The 18,555-nt window shown below is 37.2% G+C and carries 15 protein-coding genes; 8 read left to right on the forward strand and 7 right to left on the reverse strand.

The window, feature by feature from the left end:
- Positions 1-254: 254 nt before the first annotated feature.
- Complete coding sequence (mgtA, locus tag B096_RS0103515) at positions 255-2,843, forward strand: magnesium-translocating P-type ATPase (RefSeq protein ID WP_018579405.1); 2,589 nt, start codon at positions 255-257, stop codon at positions 2,841-2,843.
- A gap of 148 nt (positions 2,844-2,991) precedes the next feature.
- On the forward strand, positions 2,992-4,794 hold the full coding sequence (locus tag B096_RS0103520) for a hypothetical protein (protein ID WP_018579406.1): 1,803 nt from the start codon (positions 2,992-2,994) through the stop codon (positions 4,792-4,794).
- A 46-nt stretch (positions 4,795-4,840) separates the two neighbouring features.
- Here B096_RS0103520 and B096_RS0103525 read toward each other — a convergent pair whose 3' ends face one another.
- The 4 genes from B096_RS0103525 to B096_RS0103540 all read right to left on the reverse strand — a co-directional run bounded on the left by B096_RS0103525 (position 4,841) and on the right by B096_RS0103540 (position 9,503).
- Positions 4,841-5,086 (reverse strand): type B 50S ribosomal protein L31, encoded by a 246-nt coding sequence (locus B096_RS0103525; protein WP_018579407.1) that lies wholly within the window; start codon positions 5,084-5,086, stop codon positions 4,841-4,843.
- Positions 5,086-5,196 carry a putative metal homeostasis protein gene (locus tag B096_RS09975; protein WP_018579408.1) on the reverse strand — a complete coding sequence of 37 codons (111 nt, stop codon included), beginning with the start codon at positions 5,194-5,196 and terminating at the stop codon, positions 5,086-5,088. Before B096_RS09975 ends, B096_RS0103525 begins: the two co-directional genes overlap by 1 nt.
- A 96-nt stretch (positions 5,197-5,292) precedes the next feature.
- Positions 5,293-8,367 (reverse strand): AAA family ATPase, encoded by a 3,075-nt coding sequence (locus B096_RS0103535; RefSeq protein ID WP_018579409.1) that lies wholly within the window; start codon positions 8,365-8,367, stop codon positions 5,293-5,295.
- Positions 8,364-9,503 (reverse strand): exonuclease SbcCD subunit D, encoded by a 1,140-nt coding sequence (locus B096_RS0103540; RefSeq protein ID WP_018579410.1) that lies wholly within the window; start codon positions 9,501-9,503, stop codon positions 8,364-8,366. The genes B096_RS0103535 and B096_RS0103540 overlap by 4 nt, the downstream gene beginning before the upstream one ends.
- A 179-nt stretch (positions 9,504-9,682) precedes the next feature.
- Between B096_RS0103540 and B096_RS10220 the strand changes: the two genes are divergently transcribed.
- From B096_RS10220 to B096_RS0103570, 6 genes are all read left to right on the forward strand, one after another.
- Positions 9,683-10,666: an excalibur calcium-binding domain-containing protein gene (locus B096_RS10220; protein ID WP_018579411.1), complete on the forward strand. Its 984-nt coding sequence runs from the start codon at positions 9,683-9,685 to the stop codon at positions 10,664-10,666.
- A 143-nt stretch (positions 10,667-10,809) separates the two neighbouring features.
- Positions 10,810-11,415, forward strand: coding sequence for a bifunctional 4-hydroxy-2-oxoglutarate aldolase/2-dehydro-3-deoxy-phosphogluconate aldolase (locus B096_RS0103550; protein ID WP_018579412.1), 606 nt, complete (start codon positions 10,810-10,812; stop codon positions 11,413-11,415).
- A gap of 26 nt (positions 11,416-11,441) precedes the next feature.
- A complete protein-coding gene (locus B096_RS0103555) occupies positions 11,442-13,391 on the forward strand; it encodes a BglG family transcription antiterminator (protein ID WP_018579413.1) in 1,950 nt (649 codons plus the stop codon).
- Positions 13,384-13,830 (forward strand): PTS sugar transporter subunit IIA, encoded by a 447-nt coding sequence (locus tag B096_RS0103560; protein ID WP_018579414.1) that lies wholly within the window; start codon positions 13,384-13,386, stop codon positions 13,828-13,830. The genes B096_RS0103555 and B096_RS0103560 overlap by 8 nt, the downstream gene beginning before the upstream one ends.
- A gap of 10 nt (positions 13,831-13,840) precedes the next feature.
- Positions 13,841-14,164, forward strand: a complete 324-nt coding sequence (locus tag B096_RS0103565) for a PTS fructose transporter subunit IIB (protein WP_018579415.1) — start codon at positions 13,841-13,843, stop codon at positions 14,162-14,164.
- Positions 14,161-15,204 carry a PTS fructose transporter subunit IIC gene (locus B096_RS0103570; RefSeq protein ID WP_018579416.1) on the forward strand — a complete coding sequence of 348 codons (1,044 nt, stop codon included), beginning with the start codon at positions 14,161-14,163 and terminating at the stop codon, positions 15,202-15,204. The genes B096_RS0103565 and B096_RS0103570 overlap by 4 nt, the downstream gene beginning before the upstream one ends.
- Before the next feature lie 132 nt (positions 15,205-15,336).
- Here B096_RS0103570 and B096_RS0103575 read toward each other — a convergent pair whose 3' ends face one another.
- The 3 genes from B096_RS0103575 to B096_RS0103585 are packed head-to-tail and all read right to left on the reverse strand — an operon-like array spanning position 15,337 to position 18,548.
- Positions 15,337-16,323: an aldose epimerase family protein gene (locus B096_RS0103575; protein WP_018579417.1), complete on the reverse strand. Its 987-nt coding sequence runs from the start codon at positions 16,321-16,323 to the stop codon at positions 15,337-15,339.
- A 51-nt stretch (positions 16,324-16,374) separates the two neighbouring features.
- Positions 16,375-17,535 (reverse strand): galactokinase, encoded by a 1,161-nt coding sequence (locus B096_RS0103580; RefSeq protein WP_018579418.1) that lies wholly within the window; start codon positions 17,533-17,535, stop codon positions 16,375-16,377.
- Between the two features lie 2 nt (positions 17,536-17,537).
- Entirely contained in the window at positions 17,538-18,548 is a 1,011-nt protein-coding gene (locus B096_RS0103585; RefSeq protein ID WP_018579419.1) for a galactose/methyl galactoside ABC transporter permease MglC, read from the reverse strand.
- Between the last annotated feature and the right edge of the window lie 7 nt (positions 18,549-18,555).

Raw genomic sequence — 18,555 nt, forward strand, 5'->3', positions numbered from 1 at the left:
CCACTTTTTTGAATTATATCATAAGTGTTAAATATTCTTACCATTAACTTGTAATCTGTCACTCATATTATTGCTTAATGACCCTCAATTTGTTATAGTTTTAAATACGAGGAGGTGGAAACCAATGGAAGGTCAGAGTTGCCTGAATGATAGTATTAGTGAACGATCTTTGGATGATGACCCCTTGGGTACACCTCAAGAAAGTCATCGATAAATTTTGTTCATACATGACAGTATGAAGGGAGTTTATAAATATGTCAGAAACAAATAAAGAGCTCATTCAAACACTTCAGCTCAACCAAGAAGAATTGTTTGAACAATTGGATGCGTCCCCAGAGGGTTATACATCCAATCAAGCCGAGGTGAAGCTCGAAGAATATGGTCCGAATGAGATCAAGCCTCAAAAAAAGAAAAACCCTCTAATTGGTTTTGTTAATGTTTTAATCAATCCATTTAACCTTGTTTTAATGGTCGTAATTGTGATTACATTTATTACCGATATCATGTTAACTCAGGAAAAAGATTACTTAACAATTTCAATTCTTGCCGTAATCATCATTATCTCTACATTAATTTCATTCATTCAGGATGAACGCTCTAGCGCTGCAAGTGAAAAATTATTAAATATGGTTTCCAATACAACCGCCGCACTTCGTGATGGTCAATTTATTGAAATCCCAATTGATGACCTTGTTCTCGGAGATGTGGTTCGCTTATCAGCCGGTGATATTATTCCCGCCGATATGCGCGTCATATCCGCAAAGGATTTATTTATATCACAAGCAACCTTAACCGGTGAATCGCAACCGATTGAAAAATTTGTTAAGTTTGATGAAAGTCAAACTGACGCAGACAGCGACTTCACCAATTTATGTCTAATGGGTACTAATGTTGTTTCAGGTTCGGCACGCGCTGTTGTTATTCGTACCGGAAGTGATACTTACTTGGGGCAAATGAATCGTTCCCTTAAGAATACAAAACGTCCAAATAGTTTTGAAAACAGTATTTCAACCGTTAGCCGTTTATTAATGAAACTCATGCTTATCATGTTACCCGCAATTTTTATTATCAACTGGGTATTTAAAGCAAACCCAATTGAATCCTTTGTATTCGCCCTCACCGTTGCCGTTGGTTTAACACCTGAGATGCTTCCTGTTGTTTTAAGCAGTGGTTTAGCACGCGGTGCTATCAACATGTCTAAACATCAAACAATTGTAAAGTCGCAAAGTTCAATATCTTCTTTTGGAGAAATGGATGTTTTATGTACCGACAAAACGGGAACAATCACTCAGGATGATATTATTCTAGAACGTTATATGGATACTACTGGAGAAGATGACATGCGTGTACTTCGTCATGCTTATTTAAACTCCTACTTCCAAAGTGGTCTTAAAAACTTAATTGACCTTGCAATTATTGAACGTGCAACAAGTTACAATATGGATGACTTAGTTAATTACTATACCATCGTGGATGAAATCCCTTTTGATTTTGCACGTCGTCGAATGAGTGTTATTCTAGAAGATAGCAATGATAAAAAACAATTAATCACAAAGGGTGCGGTTGAAGAAATTATGAAACTTTGCTCCCATATTGATCGTGATGGAAAAGTGTTCCCACTTGATGATCAAACTCGTGAAGAAGCAATGGATGTTTATATGCAACATAACAATGATGGATTACGCATGATTGCTGTCGCACAGAAAAACGAACTCCCTACGGACCACGAATTTGGCGTCGAGGATGAAAAAGATCTCGTTCTTATTGGATTTATTGGTTTCTTGGATCCACCTAAAGAAAGTGCAAAACCAACTATCGAAAGTTTAAATCGTCACGGTGTTGACGTTGTCGTTATCACGGGTGATAGCTTAGGTGTTGCTAAAAAAGTATGCAGTAAAGTTGGTATTGATACTGAAGTTACTTATATGGGTAAAGATATCGAAGAAATGACGGATGAAGAACTTCAGTCAGTGGTTGGAACTTGTCATCTTTTCGCCAAAATATCTCCAGTACAAAAACAACGTATTGTTGAGGCTTTCCAAGCCAATAATCACACAGTTGGATTCTTAGGAGATGGGATTAATGATGCTCTTGCATTAAAACAAGCCGATGTTGGTATTTCTGTTGATACCGCCGTAGATATTGCTAAAGAAAGTGCTGATATTATTCTTCTTAAAAAAGATTTAACAGTACTTGAAAAAGGAATTATGGAAGGTCGTAAAACGATTGTTAATATGATCAAATACTTAGAAATGGCAGTAAGTGGGAACGTCGGGAACATGATTTCAGTCATCGTTGCCAGTGTATTCTTACCCTTCTTACCGCTATTACCGGTTCATATTCTCGTTCAAAATTTACTCAGTGACTTAGCTCAAACAGGTATTCCATTTGATAACTGTGACGAGTCTGATCTCGATAAACCACGTAAATTAGAATCTGAGCGTCTCGTTCACTTTATGTCTGTATTTGGACCATTAAGCTCTGTGTTTGATATTATGTGCTTTATTGTTCTTTGGTTTGTTCTCGGAGTCAATACACCCGAACAAGCAACTTTATTCCAAACATTCTGGTTTACATTTGGAATCCTATCTCAAGCACTCATTATCTTCGTGATTCGTGCTAAAAAACCATTCTCATTCAAAAACAAACCTGCATCAATTCTTGTCGGAGTGTCTACGCTTGCTGTCGTCATTACATTATTCTTTGTTCTTACGCCACTTGCACACACCATTGAGCTTCAAATCTTAAGCTTGAATCATCTCGCTTATGTACTTGGAATCGTGGGTCTCTACTTGATTACAACTGCAATTGTTAAAAAATTTGTATGGACACCGCTTGATTAATACCAAAAAAGGAACGCACGTGCGTTCCTTTTTTTATCTATAATTGCTATTTTTCACAGTTACAATACATAATCTTCACATTTCATGACAAAATCTTCATATTTTTTATTTGTTTTCTATAATAGGTCTATATGAAGGAGGACATGACATGAACAAAAATTTTAAAGTATTACTTTCAACTGTTGCCATTGCGTTAAGTTTTACCGGTGCAACATCCATCCATGCCACTGAGGCATCGCCCTTCCCTCCATTAGGATCATCATATGCGGATCCATTTATTGGAACGTATCAAGATCTTTTTCCCGACCCTGCGGTCCGTGCAGCGGTTTTAAAAGCTCACAATCACCCACTGCATAACGAAAGCTCGGGTGTTTCCCAAGGACAACTTTCTACAATTACTACTCTTGAAATTGGTGGCCAAGATCCCCTCGATGTATTCAGCTTTGAAGGGCTTCAATATCTTGATAATCTTCAACGACTTGAATTAAAAACGCTACAGGGTGACCTTACATCTGAATTAGAATGGCTATTACCTTATTTAAATAAAGTTGAAATTTTAATTTATGAAGAACTCTCTGACGTAGACGCTTTGCCCGAAGGATACTATTCACTTCCTAATTTAAAAACAATTAAAGTAGCAGGCTCTGACACAGGTGCCGCCCATGGTTTAGCCATTTTAGCGCAACATAATCGTGTTAAATCCATTGATTTTATCGGTAATTTGACAGAGGATGATCTTGCACCAATAGCTTCAATGACAAATTTAGAGGAAATATTCGTCGTTGATAGCAATCTTACGAAACTTCCTAATTTATCAGCACTCACCAAACTACAGAGCTTATTTTTAGCGAATAATCAGTTTACTGAATTTCCGAAAGGGCTTGAGGCAATGCCAGATTTGATCAACATTGACTTACAATCAAGTGCATTAACCGTTATTACGCAAGAAGACATCGATTCATTGCAAAATGCTGACGTAGATATCTATCTCTTTGGAAACCAAATTGTAAATTATCCGATGGCAAATAATGTAACTTATCATCTTGAAAATAACGTTCTTGAGGTTCCAGAAGAACCTTATAATAATCCGAAATCTTTAACTTTAATCGATGCAACTGAAACTCCAACGCTCGATCATCGTGACGACTTTGAAGTATTTGAGCAGGATTTGTTAGATTATTTTGAGTTGACAATTAAAAATCCATTCGATCCAAGTTATAATGAAACGGAACCGCTTTTTGCACATCATATTGCTACAGTAATTGGTTTTGAAGCAGAAGATGGAACTATTTATACCAAAGACGATCTTTTTGATTCCGATGGCTCTGTGTCGCAAGTAGGATCTTACCGCTTAATTGTTTCCATTGAACAACCGGGATCATTGAGTACAAATATGCTCGCACAAAATCGTGATTTAATTGTAACCCTAGTTGAGGAAACATACGAGCTAACCGCCGATCAAGAAATCACCTATTACTTAAATGATAATGTACCTGAAGCGCAATTCTTGCAAGACATTCATGCAAAACTAGTCAAAAAAGGTTTGAATCCTTTAAACCGTTCATTGACAACACCAGAGGGTATCATTGATTCAGATTTTGAAACAAGTGTCAAATTTGATTCAGAAGGTGATTATGCAGTACATTTGAAAGCAATCACGACTAAATCAAAAACAGTCGAAGGTCCGGATATTGTAGTGCACGTTAAATCGGCTTCCAAACCAGAAATACCAAGTAATCCTTCAACACCTGAATCACCAATTAATCCCTCAACACCTAAAGCACCCAATCAGCCTAAAGCGCCTCAGCGTCCGCTTAACATGATGCAATCGCAAAAGGATGTTGCTACCTTACCTAAAACAGGTGTAAGTACGTTGAACCGAAGTGCCGGTATGACCATGGCAGGGATAGGTCTGGCCATCTTATACTTTAAAAAACGCAATCAAAAATAGACATTCCTATAATTAATGAACCCTTACTTGGTTACCAAGTAAGGGTTCAGTTTTTTTTATAGCGTCGTTCAAACTTCGTAATTTGGCCATCAAGACACATTTGCCGTTGCTTTCCTGTATAAAATGGATGAGATGCAGCGGATAGATCATTGTGAACACACGGTAATATCGGACCCTCATCAAGTTTTATTAAAGTATCGGTTTTAACTGATGAACCGATAAGATAGTTTGTTTGGGTATTTATATCGAGAAATACAATCTTGTGATCATCCGGATGTATATTGTTTTTCATTATTTTTTCCTTTTTTTGGTATATGTTTTTAAAATTCTTAATGCTCTTTTTCGTGTCTTTAAATTCGGTGACTTGAGATTTCTGTATGCAGTAGCACGATCATTTTTCATTATCTCCCCGCCTTTTGTTGCAAAAGTTTTGCATTTAGATGATATAAGATTCGCTTTTAGTTGTCAATAAAAAAAGACTGATGCTAAACACCAGTCTTAGAGAATACGCGTTTCAATAGTACTTCCTTTATCCGTTTTGGAAATTACAATTTGTTGTTCGATTAACGTTTTTAATTCAGGAACATGAGATATAATACCCACAAATTCAGCTGTTCCAGCTAAGTCTGTTAATGACTTCATCGCTTGTTGTAAGGATGCTTCGTCTAGGGTTCCGAATCCCTCATCAATAAACAATGCATCAACACGAATGGTTCCTGAGAAACGTTGAATTACATCCGAAAGTCCAAGCGCTAATGATAACGATGCCTTGAAAGACTCACCACCAGATAAAGATTTAACAGATCGTACTTTCCCGGTATATTGATCAAATACATCTAAATCAAGCCCCGATTTAGCATTGAGTTTCTCTGCTTTTTCTTGGCGTAGTAGAAGATAACGGTTTGATGTCATAACCGAAAAACGTTTATTTGCTTCTTCTACAATATACTCAAAATAAGCCGACTGCACATAATTTTCTAAGGCTATTTTTTGTTTGCCACTTAAGTCACCATTCGCAGTTTTCGAAAGACTTTCTAAGATAGCACCTTCTCGCTCCATTGTCGTCGTTTGGCGTTTGATGGCGCTAAGTCTGTTCTGAATCGATCCCAACGTCGAAACTTGGGTAGTTAATATTTGAAGTTGTGCTCTGATACTTTCCAAATCTGTTTCGATGCGGGTTTTATCACTCATCAGTTGATCCATATCCTGTTTTGGTTTCTTTTCAACTTGAGTTTTTAATTGTTTGAGTTCAGATTCAACTTCTAAAATAGCTCGTTCATAACGTAACAACGCCTCTTGTTGCTTTTTGACTTTTTGTTCGTCGATTTCATTCCACATGATGGTTGTAAGGTCAATTTGATAGTGGCTTCCAACTTGCTGATAATTTTTCAAAGCTTCTGCTAAACTTTTTTTGTGGTCCTCAAGTTGTTTCATAATTTCTTCTAGTTTTGTCTTCGATTGTTCTAATTGATTTGAAGCTTGTTGATAAGCTTCCATCTTTTTATTTTCTTCAACTTGCAGCGTCTCAATCTCAGCTTTAAGGGGTTTCATTACTTGTACTAATGCATCGAAACTTTCGAATTCCAGCCCCGATTGAATCATCTTAATTTGTTCTTGAAGTCCTACCTGTTTGAGATTTGCAGTTTGTATTTGACCTTGAATAATTTCCACCGATCGTTCCAATTCAGGAAGTTGATGTTTCAGTTTAGTTAAAGGAACACACGCCTGTTTAAACTGTTCCTGTTTTGATATTCCAGCATGCAGAGCATCTTTTAGTTCACGAATTGCTTTATTTTGAGTCACTACAATTTCTTTAAGTTCAACTTCATCCAATACATTATGGTCTAGAATAAATTGATCAATGCTCTCAATCTGTATTTTTAAGTTACTACATTTTTGGGCTATTGCAGTACGTTTTTCTTGTTTTTCTGAAACCTTCGCTTTTAACACCTGAATTGCATCAAACGTTAAAACGGAATGAGACGTGACTGCCGGTTGCGGATGTTCTCGAGACCCACAAACAGGACACGGATCTTGATCAGTTAATTTTTGAGCTAATAAACCCGCTTGTTCGCTATAATACAAAGATTCATGATGATTTAAATCTTTAAGGGCTTGTACGTAGCGTTCATCTGCTTTTAGAAAGTTCGATTGTTGCTGTTGTAATTCGAGTTCAAGTTTTTGTTTTTGCTCAAATCGCGCCAAGCCATCAAAAGCTTTTACTTGTTCCTGTTCCATCATCTTCAGTTCATTCTGTAAAACAAGTTGCTCTTTTTCTATCTGATTTAAGGTTGTAAGATGAGCATCAAGTTCTTTTTGCGCCTCCGTTGCTTTGTGAACTTTGTCAATTGCTTCAACATGTGCAAGGTTAAGCTTTTTAATTTCGGCACCAATTTCAGAAAACTGTTTATTTTTTTCTCCTAAAGCTTCATATTGCGGCAACATTTTCTGATAATGTTCGTAACGGCGCTTTAGTGCTTCCATTGTCTGAAGCCTATCTGTACGCCCCTCATGATCCGATTTTGCTTTATTATAGCCCTCTTTTACTTCAATAAAGTGTTCTTGTTCTTGATTAAAACGCATTGTTAAAGTTTGACCCTGTTGTTCCAACTCATTAATACGTTTATAAAGTGGCATCAGTTTGTTAAGGATAATGGTTTCATCATCAATCGTTTGACGAAGTTTTTGATAGTACATTGTCTCGCACTTAAGTTTTTCCTGTTCTTTTTGCTTAGTTTCGAGCATCAAAAGACTGGTTTGATATGCTTCTCGAATCTGTATGTTTTCAAGGACACGGTCACGTTGCTCACTTAATACTGTTTGTTGTTTGATAAAGTCCGCTTGTTGTAAGGTAAAAACAGTGTTCCGATCGATAATCCAATCTAAAACTTCATCGAGATTATATCCGGTATACACTACACCATCTTCCATATCAGGTAGCCCCTTCAAGATTCCCTCAACATCTCTTTTTATCAATTCTAATTGTCGTTTCATGGCAAGATTACGCTGTTTGAGTTTTTCTTGTAATTTAAGATAAAAACTCGTGTCAAAAAGCGTTCTAAAAATATCAGAGCGCTTGCTACTTGATGCGTTCAATAATTCCAAAAATTCTCCTTGTGCAATCATCGCTATCTGCTTGAATTGCTGGGCATCAAGCCCGAGGAGTTCAATAATTTTGGCATTTACTGCTTTGTTGTCATCCATTTCTTGTCCATTCGGAAGGATGAGACGAACTGTTGTATTTTGTAACGTTGTTCCTTCCCCACGGGCTTTTAGACGCTCAAAACGCGGTTGTCGAATAATACGATAGTTGAGACTTCGGTGTGAAAATGAAAAATCCACATAAGTCGGAATCGAAGCGTCAGCATAATCGCTCCGCAATGAGTCCGTTTGACGTTGGCTGCCACTCGCAACATCATAAAGGGCAAATGAGATGGCGTCAAAGATGGTTGTCTTGCCAGCACCCGTATCCCCAGTAATTAGAAAAAGACCATCATGGAATTGAGTAAAATCGATTGTGGTTTCCGCATAGTATGGACCAAATGCGCGCATGGTGAGTTGCATCGGTTTCATCGTGTTTCCTCCTTGATTTCTTCAAGTACATCATGTACAACAGCCGCTTCTTCAGTATTAAAACTTCGGCCATTTAACGTTTGAAAGAATTCGTTAAACAGGTCAAAAGGTTTCTGGTCTAAAATAGTTTCTGCTCGTGCTAACGATTGCTGTGTCCCGGTACGTGAATTTTCAAAATCCATGCTTACAAGATTTGGAAATACACTACGAAGTTTATTTAATGCATCCCCTTGCACTAGATCATCAGTTAACGTTGCATGAATAAAATCTTGTGTCGATTCTTGTTTTCCTACTTGAAATAAAGCATCGAGTGGCCCCTTGAGCACACGCACATCACGCTTGGGTTTAAGGGGTAACAATTCAATCGAAACCGTATCTTCCAATGTGATGATAGGCATGGACTTAACATGCATGCTTTCCGAAAAGGAATATTTTAAAGGAGACCCCGCATACCGTACGGTATCGTTACCAATCTTTTGAGGACGGTGAATATGTCCTAATGCCACATAATCAAACCCTTCAAATAAACTTGCATCAATTGCATCCAATCCTCCTACAGACGGACCAATTTCGGAATCAGATAATTTGGGAAGAGCTCCCTTTGCGATGACAAACTGATGGGCAATCATAACATTCCGCTCCGTATTTGATATCTTTTCTTTTCCCATTACATACTCAAAAGCATCTTGAAATGATGTTCCTTCAAAGTCAGAATGATAATTCCTTACCATAGAAGGTTTGAGATAGGGAATTAAATAAAAATTAATTGCACCCAATTCATCATTTAGTACAACTTTAGTTATTTCACCATCATAATGTGATACAAGATGAATCTGATGCTCTTCAAAAAGTGCACGCCCTACTCCCAAGCGCTCTTGCGAATCATGATTTCCCGAAATTATCAATACGTGCATATCCCGTTTAGATAAGTGGGTGATAAAGTCATTCCACACTTCAAAAGCTTCCGCGCTTGGATTCGCTTTATCGTAAATATCGCCCGCAAGGATTAAAACATCCGGTTTGATTGTATCCAATGATTTTAAAATCTCGTCTAAAATATACCGTTGATCTTCAATTAAACTTAAATCATTAAACCGTCTTCCGATATGTAAATCGGCTAAATGAACTATTTTCACACTATCACTCTTTTCTCCCTCTATCTTAACATATTCATCATCTTTCTTGAGCAAATTCCATACCGATAAAAACGATTTATGGCAGTGAAAATTTACATTTGCAGTTAAATATTTTCCGTTTTTCTGAAAAGTTGCATTTCGCTTTTCTTGTGATAGCATCTAATTATTGGGAGGACATTATGTCAAAAAAAACAATGAAAAATACAGCAAAAAAACAAACCGAGGCAAAGACACACATTTTACAAAAACTTACTACTGTAATGAAGTCAATTTCGTACAGCCAACCTTTTAAAAAGACGCATAAAGAGGTGGAGATAAAACATGAAAAACCAGCAAGAAAAGCTGCATTAATTTCAGAATCACAAGAAATATCTACAATTAATCAGCAAACACATTCACGATCGAAATGGTTTAAAAAGAATATTAAGCCACTTGGTATTACAGCCTGCGTTGTCGTTTGTCTATTCATTGGCTTTGCAATTCAAGAACAACGTGTTTACAGCTTAACATTAGATACAAACGGTCATCCTTTATCTACTCAAACCCCCTCCAGCGGCCAAAAGAACGCAAAGATTTCGTTACCTATCGAGCAGGATTTTATAGATATCGAACCAGGCAGTTTTAAAGGCTGGGAGGACGAATCAGGTCAAATAGTAAAAACTGTGAACTTAAATCAGAATCGAAGCGTTACAGCTCGTTGGTATACCATGCGGTCTGAAAATACCGTTACCACCAAAACGTTTCCCTATAGAGAACTTGAAGAAATTGATGATAGTCTTTTAGAAACTGAAAGTTATCAAAAACAAGCGGGACAAATGGGTCTTGACGAAATAACAATACACACCATCTACCGTGATGATGTTATCTATCAACAACAAGAAGCTTCAAAGAGAACAGTACAAGAAAAAAAGGATGCAATCTGGGTAAAGGGTACCAAAATTGAAACAACTGAAGTTGAACCATCAGAAATCTTTAATGAGCCTCAGATTACTCGCAACACATCTGTTACCGCGCCTGAAGTTGCCCCACAACCTGTTGCATTTAAAAATTGTACAGAGTTACGGAAAGTCTATCCGCAAGGAGTCGGAAGTGACCATGAAGCGTATCGTCCTAAGTTTGATCGCGACAACGATGGATGGGCATGTGAAATAAAAGGAAACTAAACTTTAAAAAGGTAACACGATAAGACTGTTATCTTTTTATGTATAACATTGTTGCAAGAACTTGTTGCAAAGTTTTGTCGTGGTAGGATGATTGGGCATCCTTTAAACTATAAGTGAGCTCAAAAACAGAAAAGAGGAATCATATGCTAAGTAATGCAACCGTTATTCTACGCGGATACAATTATGAACAAGTAAGGACCGTTGCCGAAGTACTTGTCGGCAGTAAAGTTCGAAATATGGAAATTACACTCAATACGGAAGGTGCGATTGATATCATCAAAAAGATATCTGATGAATTTCAAGACCATTTGCTTATTGGAGCTGGTACAGTATTATCACTTGAAGCCCTCAAAAAAGCCCATCACGCCGGAGCAAAATTTGCTTTAGCACCCAATATGATGTCAAAAGAGATGCTTACTTACTGCAATAAAAATAATATTATCGCAATCCCGGGATCTTTTTCTCCCAGTGAAATTTCTGAATCATTCCGAAATGGTGCGGATATTGTGAAAGTATTCCCTGCAAATGAATTATCATACAGTTATGCAAAGAAGGTATGTGAACCGTTAGGCTCCCTCCCCCTCATGGCTGTCGGAGGCGTGAACGAAAAAAATGTTCGCGAAGTCCTCAATTCAGGATATCAATATGTTGGATCAGCAGGAGGTATCTTTAAGAAAGAAGATATCTTAAACCAAAATAAAGAGGGTTTAAATGCTTCACTAAGGTTATTTGAATCTGGTCTAGAATAAGCTAAAATTTAGTAAGGAGGTACTGTATGAAACCATTATCTGAACGACAAGAAAAATTGTTTGATATGCTAAAAAAACAACAAAGCACGTGGACAATTTCTGACTATGCTTTAGAACTCGGTGTATCAAACCGTACAGTACATTACGATCTAAATAAGATTGAACCTTACTTAAACCGTCAAGGATATGAACTAAGAAAAGTTCCAGGGATAGGAATTCAGGTTGAATTTACACATCTGAAAGATACCGTCCGAACACAAGAATATCAAAATAAAAACGGTTACCTATCCCCCTTTGAACGACAACGCGCGATTTTTAAGCAAATGCTCTTCAATAAAAAAATCTATACGTACAATCAACTCGCAACACATTATTTTGTAAGTGAAAGTTCGATTGCACAAGATTTTACCGCAATAAAAAAACGCTATTTGACGGCTAACACCTTAAAATTTCATGCTACTACCAAAGGAACGAAACTCTATGGAAGTGAACGTCAAGTTCAAAATACCTATGTGCTTTATAATCATGTAACTTGTGATGAAGATGACATTGTATCCATGAACGATAAACTTGAATTTATGCGAATTAATTATGGTAAGGACATTGTAGACTGTGTTTTATCCATTATGAATGACTTTACCAACATTTCCAAAACAAATATATCGCAAATTTATCTGTTTAATATCATTAATATTCTGGTAGTTCTAACTTATCGTGCGCGATTAAACAAGCACATGACCTTGGATCGCACCGCATTAGTAATCAATGAGGCAAAAGAATTGCCCAATCGAATTATTGCAATTGATATCTTACATCGCATTGAAAAATGTTGTGACGTTCAATTTACGACAGAATCTACAATTTATATTGCACGACACTTAAATGCTAATAAAATTGAATTTAAATCAGTGACTGATGAGATCAGTCAGCAATATCTACCTATTGTTGAGCGGATTGTTGCCACCATGAGTGCATTACTTCACATTGATTTAATGCAAAATAAACGTTTGGTATCGCAACTTTCCAATCACTTCGGTCCCATGATGACAAGACTTAGAAATAATATTTTCATTAAAAACCCTTTGCTTGAGCAGATCAAACATGAATTCCGATTAATCTATGATCTTGCCTGGATTGCTTTTGAAAAAGAATCCGAACTATTGGGTGTACGCTTTAATGAACATGAAATCTCATTTGTCGTCATCTATTTTCAAAATGCACTCGATCAAATAAAACAAAGTCAGAAGGTTCTCATCGTATGCCATTCCGGTCTATCGACTTCCGAACTTGTAGCAACTCGAGTAAAAAATATATTGCCACCCCTTGATATTATTGAGGTAGCATCTTTAGAACAAGTTGAAACAAATGATCTCGAGTATATCGACTTTATTATTTCAACAATCCCCCTCGAAAACATTCATATCCCCGTAATTCAAGTATCGCCCATCCTCACAGATGTCGATGTAAAAAACATATCGAACTACTATCAACGCAATTTTATTGATATCAAATTTAAACCCGATACACTTGACTTAAAATGTTTTCCACAATTCATTGATCCCGATTGTATCTTATTCGGAAATGAAGATTGTAAAGAAGATGTTATTAACAAGATGGTGGCACACCTTGAGCATCACGGCGTAGTCACAAAGGACTATGGCCCCTCAATATATGCACGTGAACAACTTGCAGGTACTGATATGATCTCAGGTGTTTCAATCCCACATGGCAATACAAAATACGTTTGTAAAACAGTGATTTCATTTTGGTTTAATCAAAAAAATATTAAATGGAATCAGTACAATGTTCAGCTTATTATCTTTGTAAATATTGCGGATGAAGACATATGTCACGCTAAAATGATACTCAAAGATATTTACCAACTCATTTCCTCGAAACAATATGTTGATGAAGTGTTAATGAAATTGGATAAAGAATCGTTCTATAACTTATTAGGAGGCAATGAAAATGATTAAGGAAAATCTTGTTCATATTGATATTGATATAACAAATAAAGAAGATGCGATTGAATATCTTGCATCCAAAGCCGCTGACTGTGATTTAGTCAACGACATTCATAATTTCAAGCAGAAAGTATTCGAACGTGAAGCAGAAATACCGACTTCTTTGGGCCTTGGAATTGCAATCCCCCATGGCAAGAGTTCCGGTGTAAACGAGGCTTTCTTTGCATACTTACGGACCCAAGATACATTTATCTGGGATGAACGTAATGGCGAACCTGTACAGTCGATCTTTATGATTGGCGTACCTGAAAATGCCGACAATAAGCTTCACTTACGAATCTTATCAAACATCAGTCGCAAACTGATGCATGAAGAATTTAGAGACGCACTGATGCATGCAACCAGTGCCCATGAAGTATTTGAATTACTAAAACAAGTAGAAAATAATTAGGAGAAAAAATATGTATAAAATTATTGGAATTACAGCATGCCCTACTGGAATCGCCCATACATACATGGCTCAAGAATGCCTTGAGAAAGAATGTAAAGAACGTGGTTATGAAGTTAAAATAGAGACCCAAGGTAGTATGGGTATCGAAAATGAATTGACTGATGAAGAAATTGAAGCAGCAGATATTGTTATCCTTGCTGTAAGTATCTCCATCGAAGGTGAAGAACGTTTTGATGACAAGCTTGTCATGAATGCTGATGTTGGACGGGCCATTTCACACACTTCTGAAATGATTGATCAAGCAATCGCAATGATCGAGGAGGCACGTTCATGAAAAAGTTCTTTAAAGATTTACAAAAAGCCATGCTAAGTGGTGTATCTTATATGATGCCTCTTGTTGTTGCGGGTGGTGTTATGCTTGCCATTTCACTGATGACTGCAACAACAACAGATAAAGGACTTGTCCCTAATGGGGAATTTATGATTGCCTTGAATACATTGGGTAAAGCTGCCTTTGCGATGATGATTCCTGTATTATCCGCATACATTGCAAACTCAATCGCTGGTCGTCCTGGACTTGCACCAGGGTTTATTCTTGGTTATATCGCTAATAATCCTGTAGGCGATACGGGTGCAAAAACCGGTTTCCTTGGTGCAATGCTCGTCGCTGTTGCTGCGGGTTATCTTGCTAAATGGATTAAAACATGGAAAGTTGGGAAAACCCTTCGTTCTATTATGCCTATTATTGTAATCCCAACACTTGTTACTTTTGTTGTCGGTGTTGCCTATATCTTCTTAATCGCAAATCCAATGTCAGGACTTGTTGATATCTTGATTCAATTCCTTGCAAATATGAATGGATCCAGTAAAATCTTACTTGCGATTTGTATTGGTTTTATGAACGCATTCGATATGGGTGGTCCCGTAACGAAAACTGTCTCAATGTTTACACTCGCATTAATGAATGAAGGGATTTTCGAACCAAACGGTATGTTCCGTATTACAGTAGCTATCCCTCCCATCGGAATTTTCTTATCTACATTAATTGCTAAAAATAAATATACTGAAGAAGAACGTGATGCAGCCAAAGCAGCAGGTATTATGGGTTGTTTAGGTATTACTGAAGGTGCTATACCCTTTGCTGTTAAAGACTTCAAACGCGTGATTCCTTCAACTATGGTCGGTGCTGCTGTTGGTGCAATTATTGGAGCAATTGGTGGTGTAACCTGTCCTGTACCTCATGGTGGATTTATCGTCCTTCCTGTAGTAGGACAACCACTATGGTTTATTGCTGGAATCCTTGGAGGTTCTCTTGTTACCGCAATCATGCTTTCATTCCTCAAACCAGAAATTGAAACAGTTGAAGCAAAATAGACAATATTAATCTCATAATCTATAAAGAACACACAATCCAGTGTGTTCTTTTACTTTAACTCTAATCATTTCATAAAAAAAACTCTAATATCACTTCATATTAGAGTTTTTATATCTAAAAATAGAGTCGGTTCAGTTGTTCGTTAATGTATAAGTTGTAACTTCTTGATAGGGATTCTTTTCAGAGTACCAAGGTACATTACCACCTGGAAGATGCTCCGGTTCAATCGCAATCGCAGAGTGATTGGTTGCAACCCTTCCAAGACTATTTTTAAAAGTTTCATCAAAATAGTTTGCATAATAAATTTGAACTGCCGGACATGTAGTTTCAATCGTTAGTGTTTTATCTCTAGCCGATAAAACAACCGTCTTATCACCATTAAGTTGGTAATTGTGATCAAGGTGTCGTGTGTATTGAAATTGTTCGTGGTCACCTTCTAATACCTCTTTAAGTGAGGGATTGTGACGTAAATCAAACACCGTATCTGAAACATCAAGAAGTGTTCCATCTGAACATAAATCTTGATCCAAATATGCTACTGCATCCGCTTCAACACATAAATGATGATTCGACAAATCACCTTCACCCAGTAAATCAAAATACATATGATTCGTTAGGTTTAAAGGCATCTTTACCGAAGGTGTTGCTGTGTAAGAGATGGATAATGACGATCCCTCAAGTCGAAAAATCACTTCGTAATGGATGAGTCCTGGATAACCATCCGTTTCATGATTAAAATCACCTTCTAATATGACGATTGGTTCTTCATCATCATAGAGACTTTTAATATTGAAATTACGGGTTGAAATCCCTGCATAACCCCCGTGTAGATGTGCGGAGCCATTATTTTGACTGAGGACCAACGTCGTATCATCAGTAACAATTAAGCCCTCTCGCGTCCTTCCCGCTAAAGGACCCACACTTGAACCCAAGTATACAGCATTGTTTATATAGTCTTCGTAGTTTCTGTATGAAGTTACAATATTCACATCATTGTTTAATTTAAATGTGGTTACTGTAGCACCAAGTGTTAAAATACGCGCTTCTGCACATTCAGTTTTGAGCGTTATTTCTTTTATATTTTGATGGTGAGTCATCACCTTTTTCACGTTTAACATACAACCTCCCCTAATGATGAAAAGGATGTGAGTGCACATCCTTTTCACACCTTAAATTTGATGCGTTCCTTCGCCTACCGAAGCAACATAAAACGTTGCTTCATAGCCAATTTTATCCGCATATTCAATGCCTACATTTTTTATAAATGCAGCAACATCTTTATTTTCGACAATTGCGATTGCGCAACCCCCAAAACCTGCACCGGTAACACGAGCACCAATTGTTCCAGGTTGACTCCATGCACTGGATACAAGTGTGTCCAATTCAATACCGGTAACTTCATAATCATCACGCAGTGATATATGGCTTTCGTTCATGAGCATCCCGAAGGCCTTAATATCTCCCGATTTTAAAACTTCTGCTGCACGTTGTGTGCGTGTATTTTCGCTGACAGCATGGTATGCACGTCGGTATACAACTTTGTCCTCAAATAAAGATTCTTTTGCCACCAATTGATCCAATGAGAGATCACATAGGTGATTAATATTATATTCTGTTTTTAGAATTTCAAGGGCAACTTCACATTGACCTCTTCGCTCATTGTACGCGGAATCCGTCAGTCCACGTCGTTTATTGGTATTGGCAATCACGATTGAAGCTTCCCCAAGTTCAACGGGCACGTATTCATATGCCAACGTATTGGTATTCAGTAAGATTGCATGATCCTTTCGCCCCATCCCCACAGCAAATTGATCCATAATACCACAATTCACACCGATGAATTCATTCTCGGCTTTTTGTGATAACTTAACACAGGTAATCATATCTTCATTGAAATGAAACAGTTTATTTACAATCCAAGCAGTTAGGACTTCTATTGAAGCCGAACTTGAAAGACCGGCACCATTAGGGATATTTCCAAAATAGAGAATATCCAGTCCTGTATCACAAACATGTCCTGCAAGTTCAAACATCTTGATAACACCCTTTGGATAGTTAGCCCAATCATCTTTTTCTTGATATACAAGCTCATCAAGATTCGACGTTATCACGCCTAAATCCTCAAAATTTGTTGAATAAAGATTAAGAACTTTATCGCTGCGCTTACGAACGAGCGCATAGGTACCGTATGTAATCGCGCATGGAAACACAGACCCGCCGCTATAGTCTATATGCTCTCCAATTAAATTAATGCGACCTGGTGCAAAAAAATCAAATTCGTGTTCGACACCAAATACAGTTTTAAATTGTTGTGCTAATTGATTTTCCATAATTACTTCTTACGTGTCGTCTTACGGATATCAAGTGCAACGGCAATAATAATAACAATCCCTTGAATAACGTTCGTCATATCAGGTGAAACACCCAAGTATGATAGACACACTTTTAAGAGTTCAAACACGAAGACCCCAAGTAAGATACCCGGAACCGTCCCTTGACCACCGGCTGTAGAAACACCACCAATTGTCGCAGATGCAATCGCTTCAAGCTCATAACCTTGTCCCGCTGAAGGTCCTACAGAACCGGTTTTGGCGGATAATAAGTAACCTGCGAGTCCATAGAGGAATCCTGCAAGTGCGAAAATACGAACTTTAGAACGTCTAACATTAACACCCGATACTTCCGCAGCATTTTCATTACCACCAATTGCATACATGTATTTACCATGTTTTGTTTTGTTAAACAAGATCCACATTAGGATTCCAATAAAGATTGCGATAATGGTTAGATAAGGAATTGCTCCAAAAATCTTCCCTTGACCGATTTGAATAAATTCATCTTTAAAGGTACCAATTGGCTTGTTTTGTCCATAAAGCATGTTGATTCCATAAATCATAATTTGTGTTCCTAATGTTGCCAAGAATGGCGGTACATTAAGATATGCAACAATTAAACCATTAATCATTCCAAATATCGTACATACAACTAAAACAATAAGAAGTGGCACAAACATTGGCATGTCTGGAACATTGGGGAAGAATTTCCCAACAAAATCAGGCTTTTGCACGAGTGTTCCTGTTATTAAGGCAGAGAGACCAACAATTCGTCCTGCTGAAAGGTCTGTACCTCTAATAATGAGTGTTCCTGAAACTCCTAATGCAATAATGAATCGCACTGAAGTATTTGCAAGAATGTTTGATACGTTACCAACTGTAAAAAAGTTATCTTGTGTAATGCCTGTAAACAGAATCATTACCGCAACTACAATATACATTGAGTAATTTGTCAAAAAGTCTTTAATATCAAATTTTTTCTCTTTTTTTTCAAATAAATGCGTTGTCATAATTTTT

The sequence above is a fragment of the Erysipelothrix tonsillarum DSM 14972 genome, from assembly GCF_000373785.1.
In the GTDB taxonomy this organism is placed as follows: Bacteria; Bacillota_I; Bacilli_A; order Erysipelotrichales; family Erysipelotrichaceae; genus Erysipelothrix; species Erysipelothrix tonsillarum.

What these genes read in the sequence shown, in the direction of transcription:
- B096_RS0103520 (WP_018579406.1), top strand. Translation starts at nt 2,992, where the DNA reads ATGAACAAAAATTTTAAAGTATTACTTTCAACTGTTGCCATTGCGTTA.
- B096_RS0103585 (WP_018579419.1), bottom strand. Translation starts at nt 18,548, where the DNA reads ATGACAACGCATTTATTTGAAAAAAAAGAGAAAAAATTTGATATTAAA.
- B096_RS0103535 (WP_018579409.1), bottom strand. Translation starts at nt 8,367, where the DNA reads ATGAAACCGATGCAACTCACCATGCGCGCATTTGGTCCATACTATGCG.
- B096_RS0103560 (WP_018579414.1), top strand. Translation starts at nt 13,384, where the DNA reads ATGATTAAGGAAAATCTTGTTCATATTGATATTGATATAACAAATAAA.
- B096_RS0103550 (WP_018579412.1), top strand. Translation starts at nt 10,810, where the DNA reads ATGCTAAGTAATGCAACCGTTATTCTACGCGGATACAATTATGAACAA.
- B096_RS0103565 (WP_018579415.1), top strand. Translation starts at nt 13,841, where the DNA reads ATGTATAAAATTATTGGAATTACAGCATGCCCTACTGGAATCGCCCAT.
- mgtA (WP_018579405.1), top strand. Translation starts at nt 255, where the DNA reads ATGTCAGAAACAAATAAAGAGCTCATTCAAACACTTCAGCTCAACCAA.
- B096_RS0103525 (WP_018579407.1), bottom strand. Translation starts at nt 5,086, where the DNA reads ATGAAAAACAATATACATCCGGATGATCACAAGATTGTATTTCTCGAT.
- B096_RS0103575 (WP_018579417.1), bottom strand. Translation starts at nt 16,323, where the DNA reads ATGTTAAACGTGAAAAAGGTGATGACTCACCATCAAAATATAAAAGAA.
- B096_RS0103555 (WP_018579413.1), top strand. Translation starts at nt 11,442, where the DNA reads ATGAAACCATTATCTGAACGACAAGAAAAATTGTTTGATATGCTAAAA.
- B096_RS0103570 (WP_018579416.1), top strand. Translation starts at nt 14,161, where the DNA reads ATGAAAAAGTTCTTTAAAGATTTACAAAAAGCCATGCTAAGTGGTGTA.
- B096_RS09975 (WP_018579408.1), bottom strand. Translation starts at nt 5,196, where the DNA reads ATGAAAAATGATCGTGCTACTGCATACAGAAATCTCAAGTCACCGAAT.
- B096_RS10220 (WP_018579411.1), top strand. Translation starts at nt 9,683, where the DNA reads ATGTCAAAAAAAACAATGAAAAATACAGCAAAAAAACAAACCGAGGCA.
- B096_RS0103580 (WP_018579418.1), bottom strand. Translation starts at nt 17,535, where the DNA reads ATGGAAAATCAATTAGCACAACAATTTAAAACTGTATTTGGTGTCGAA.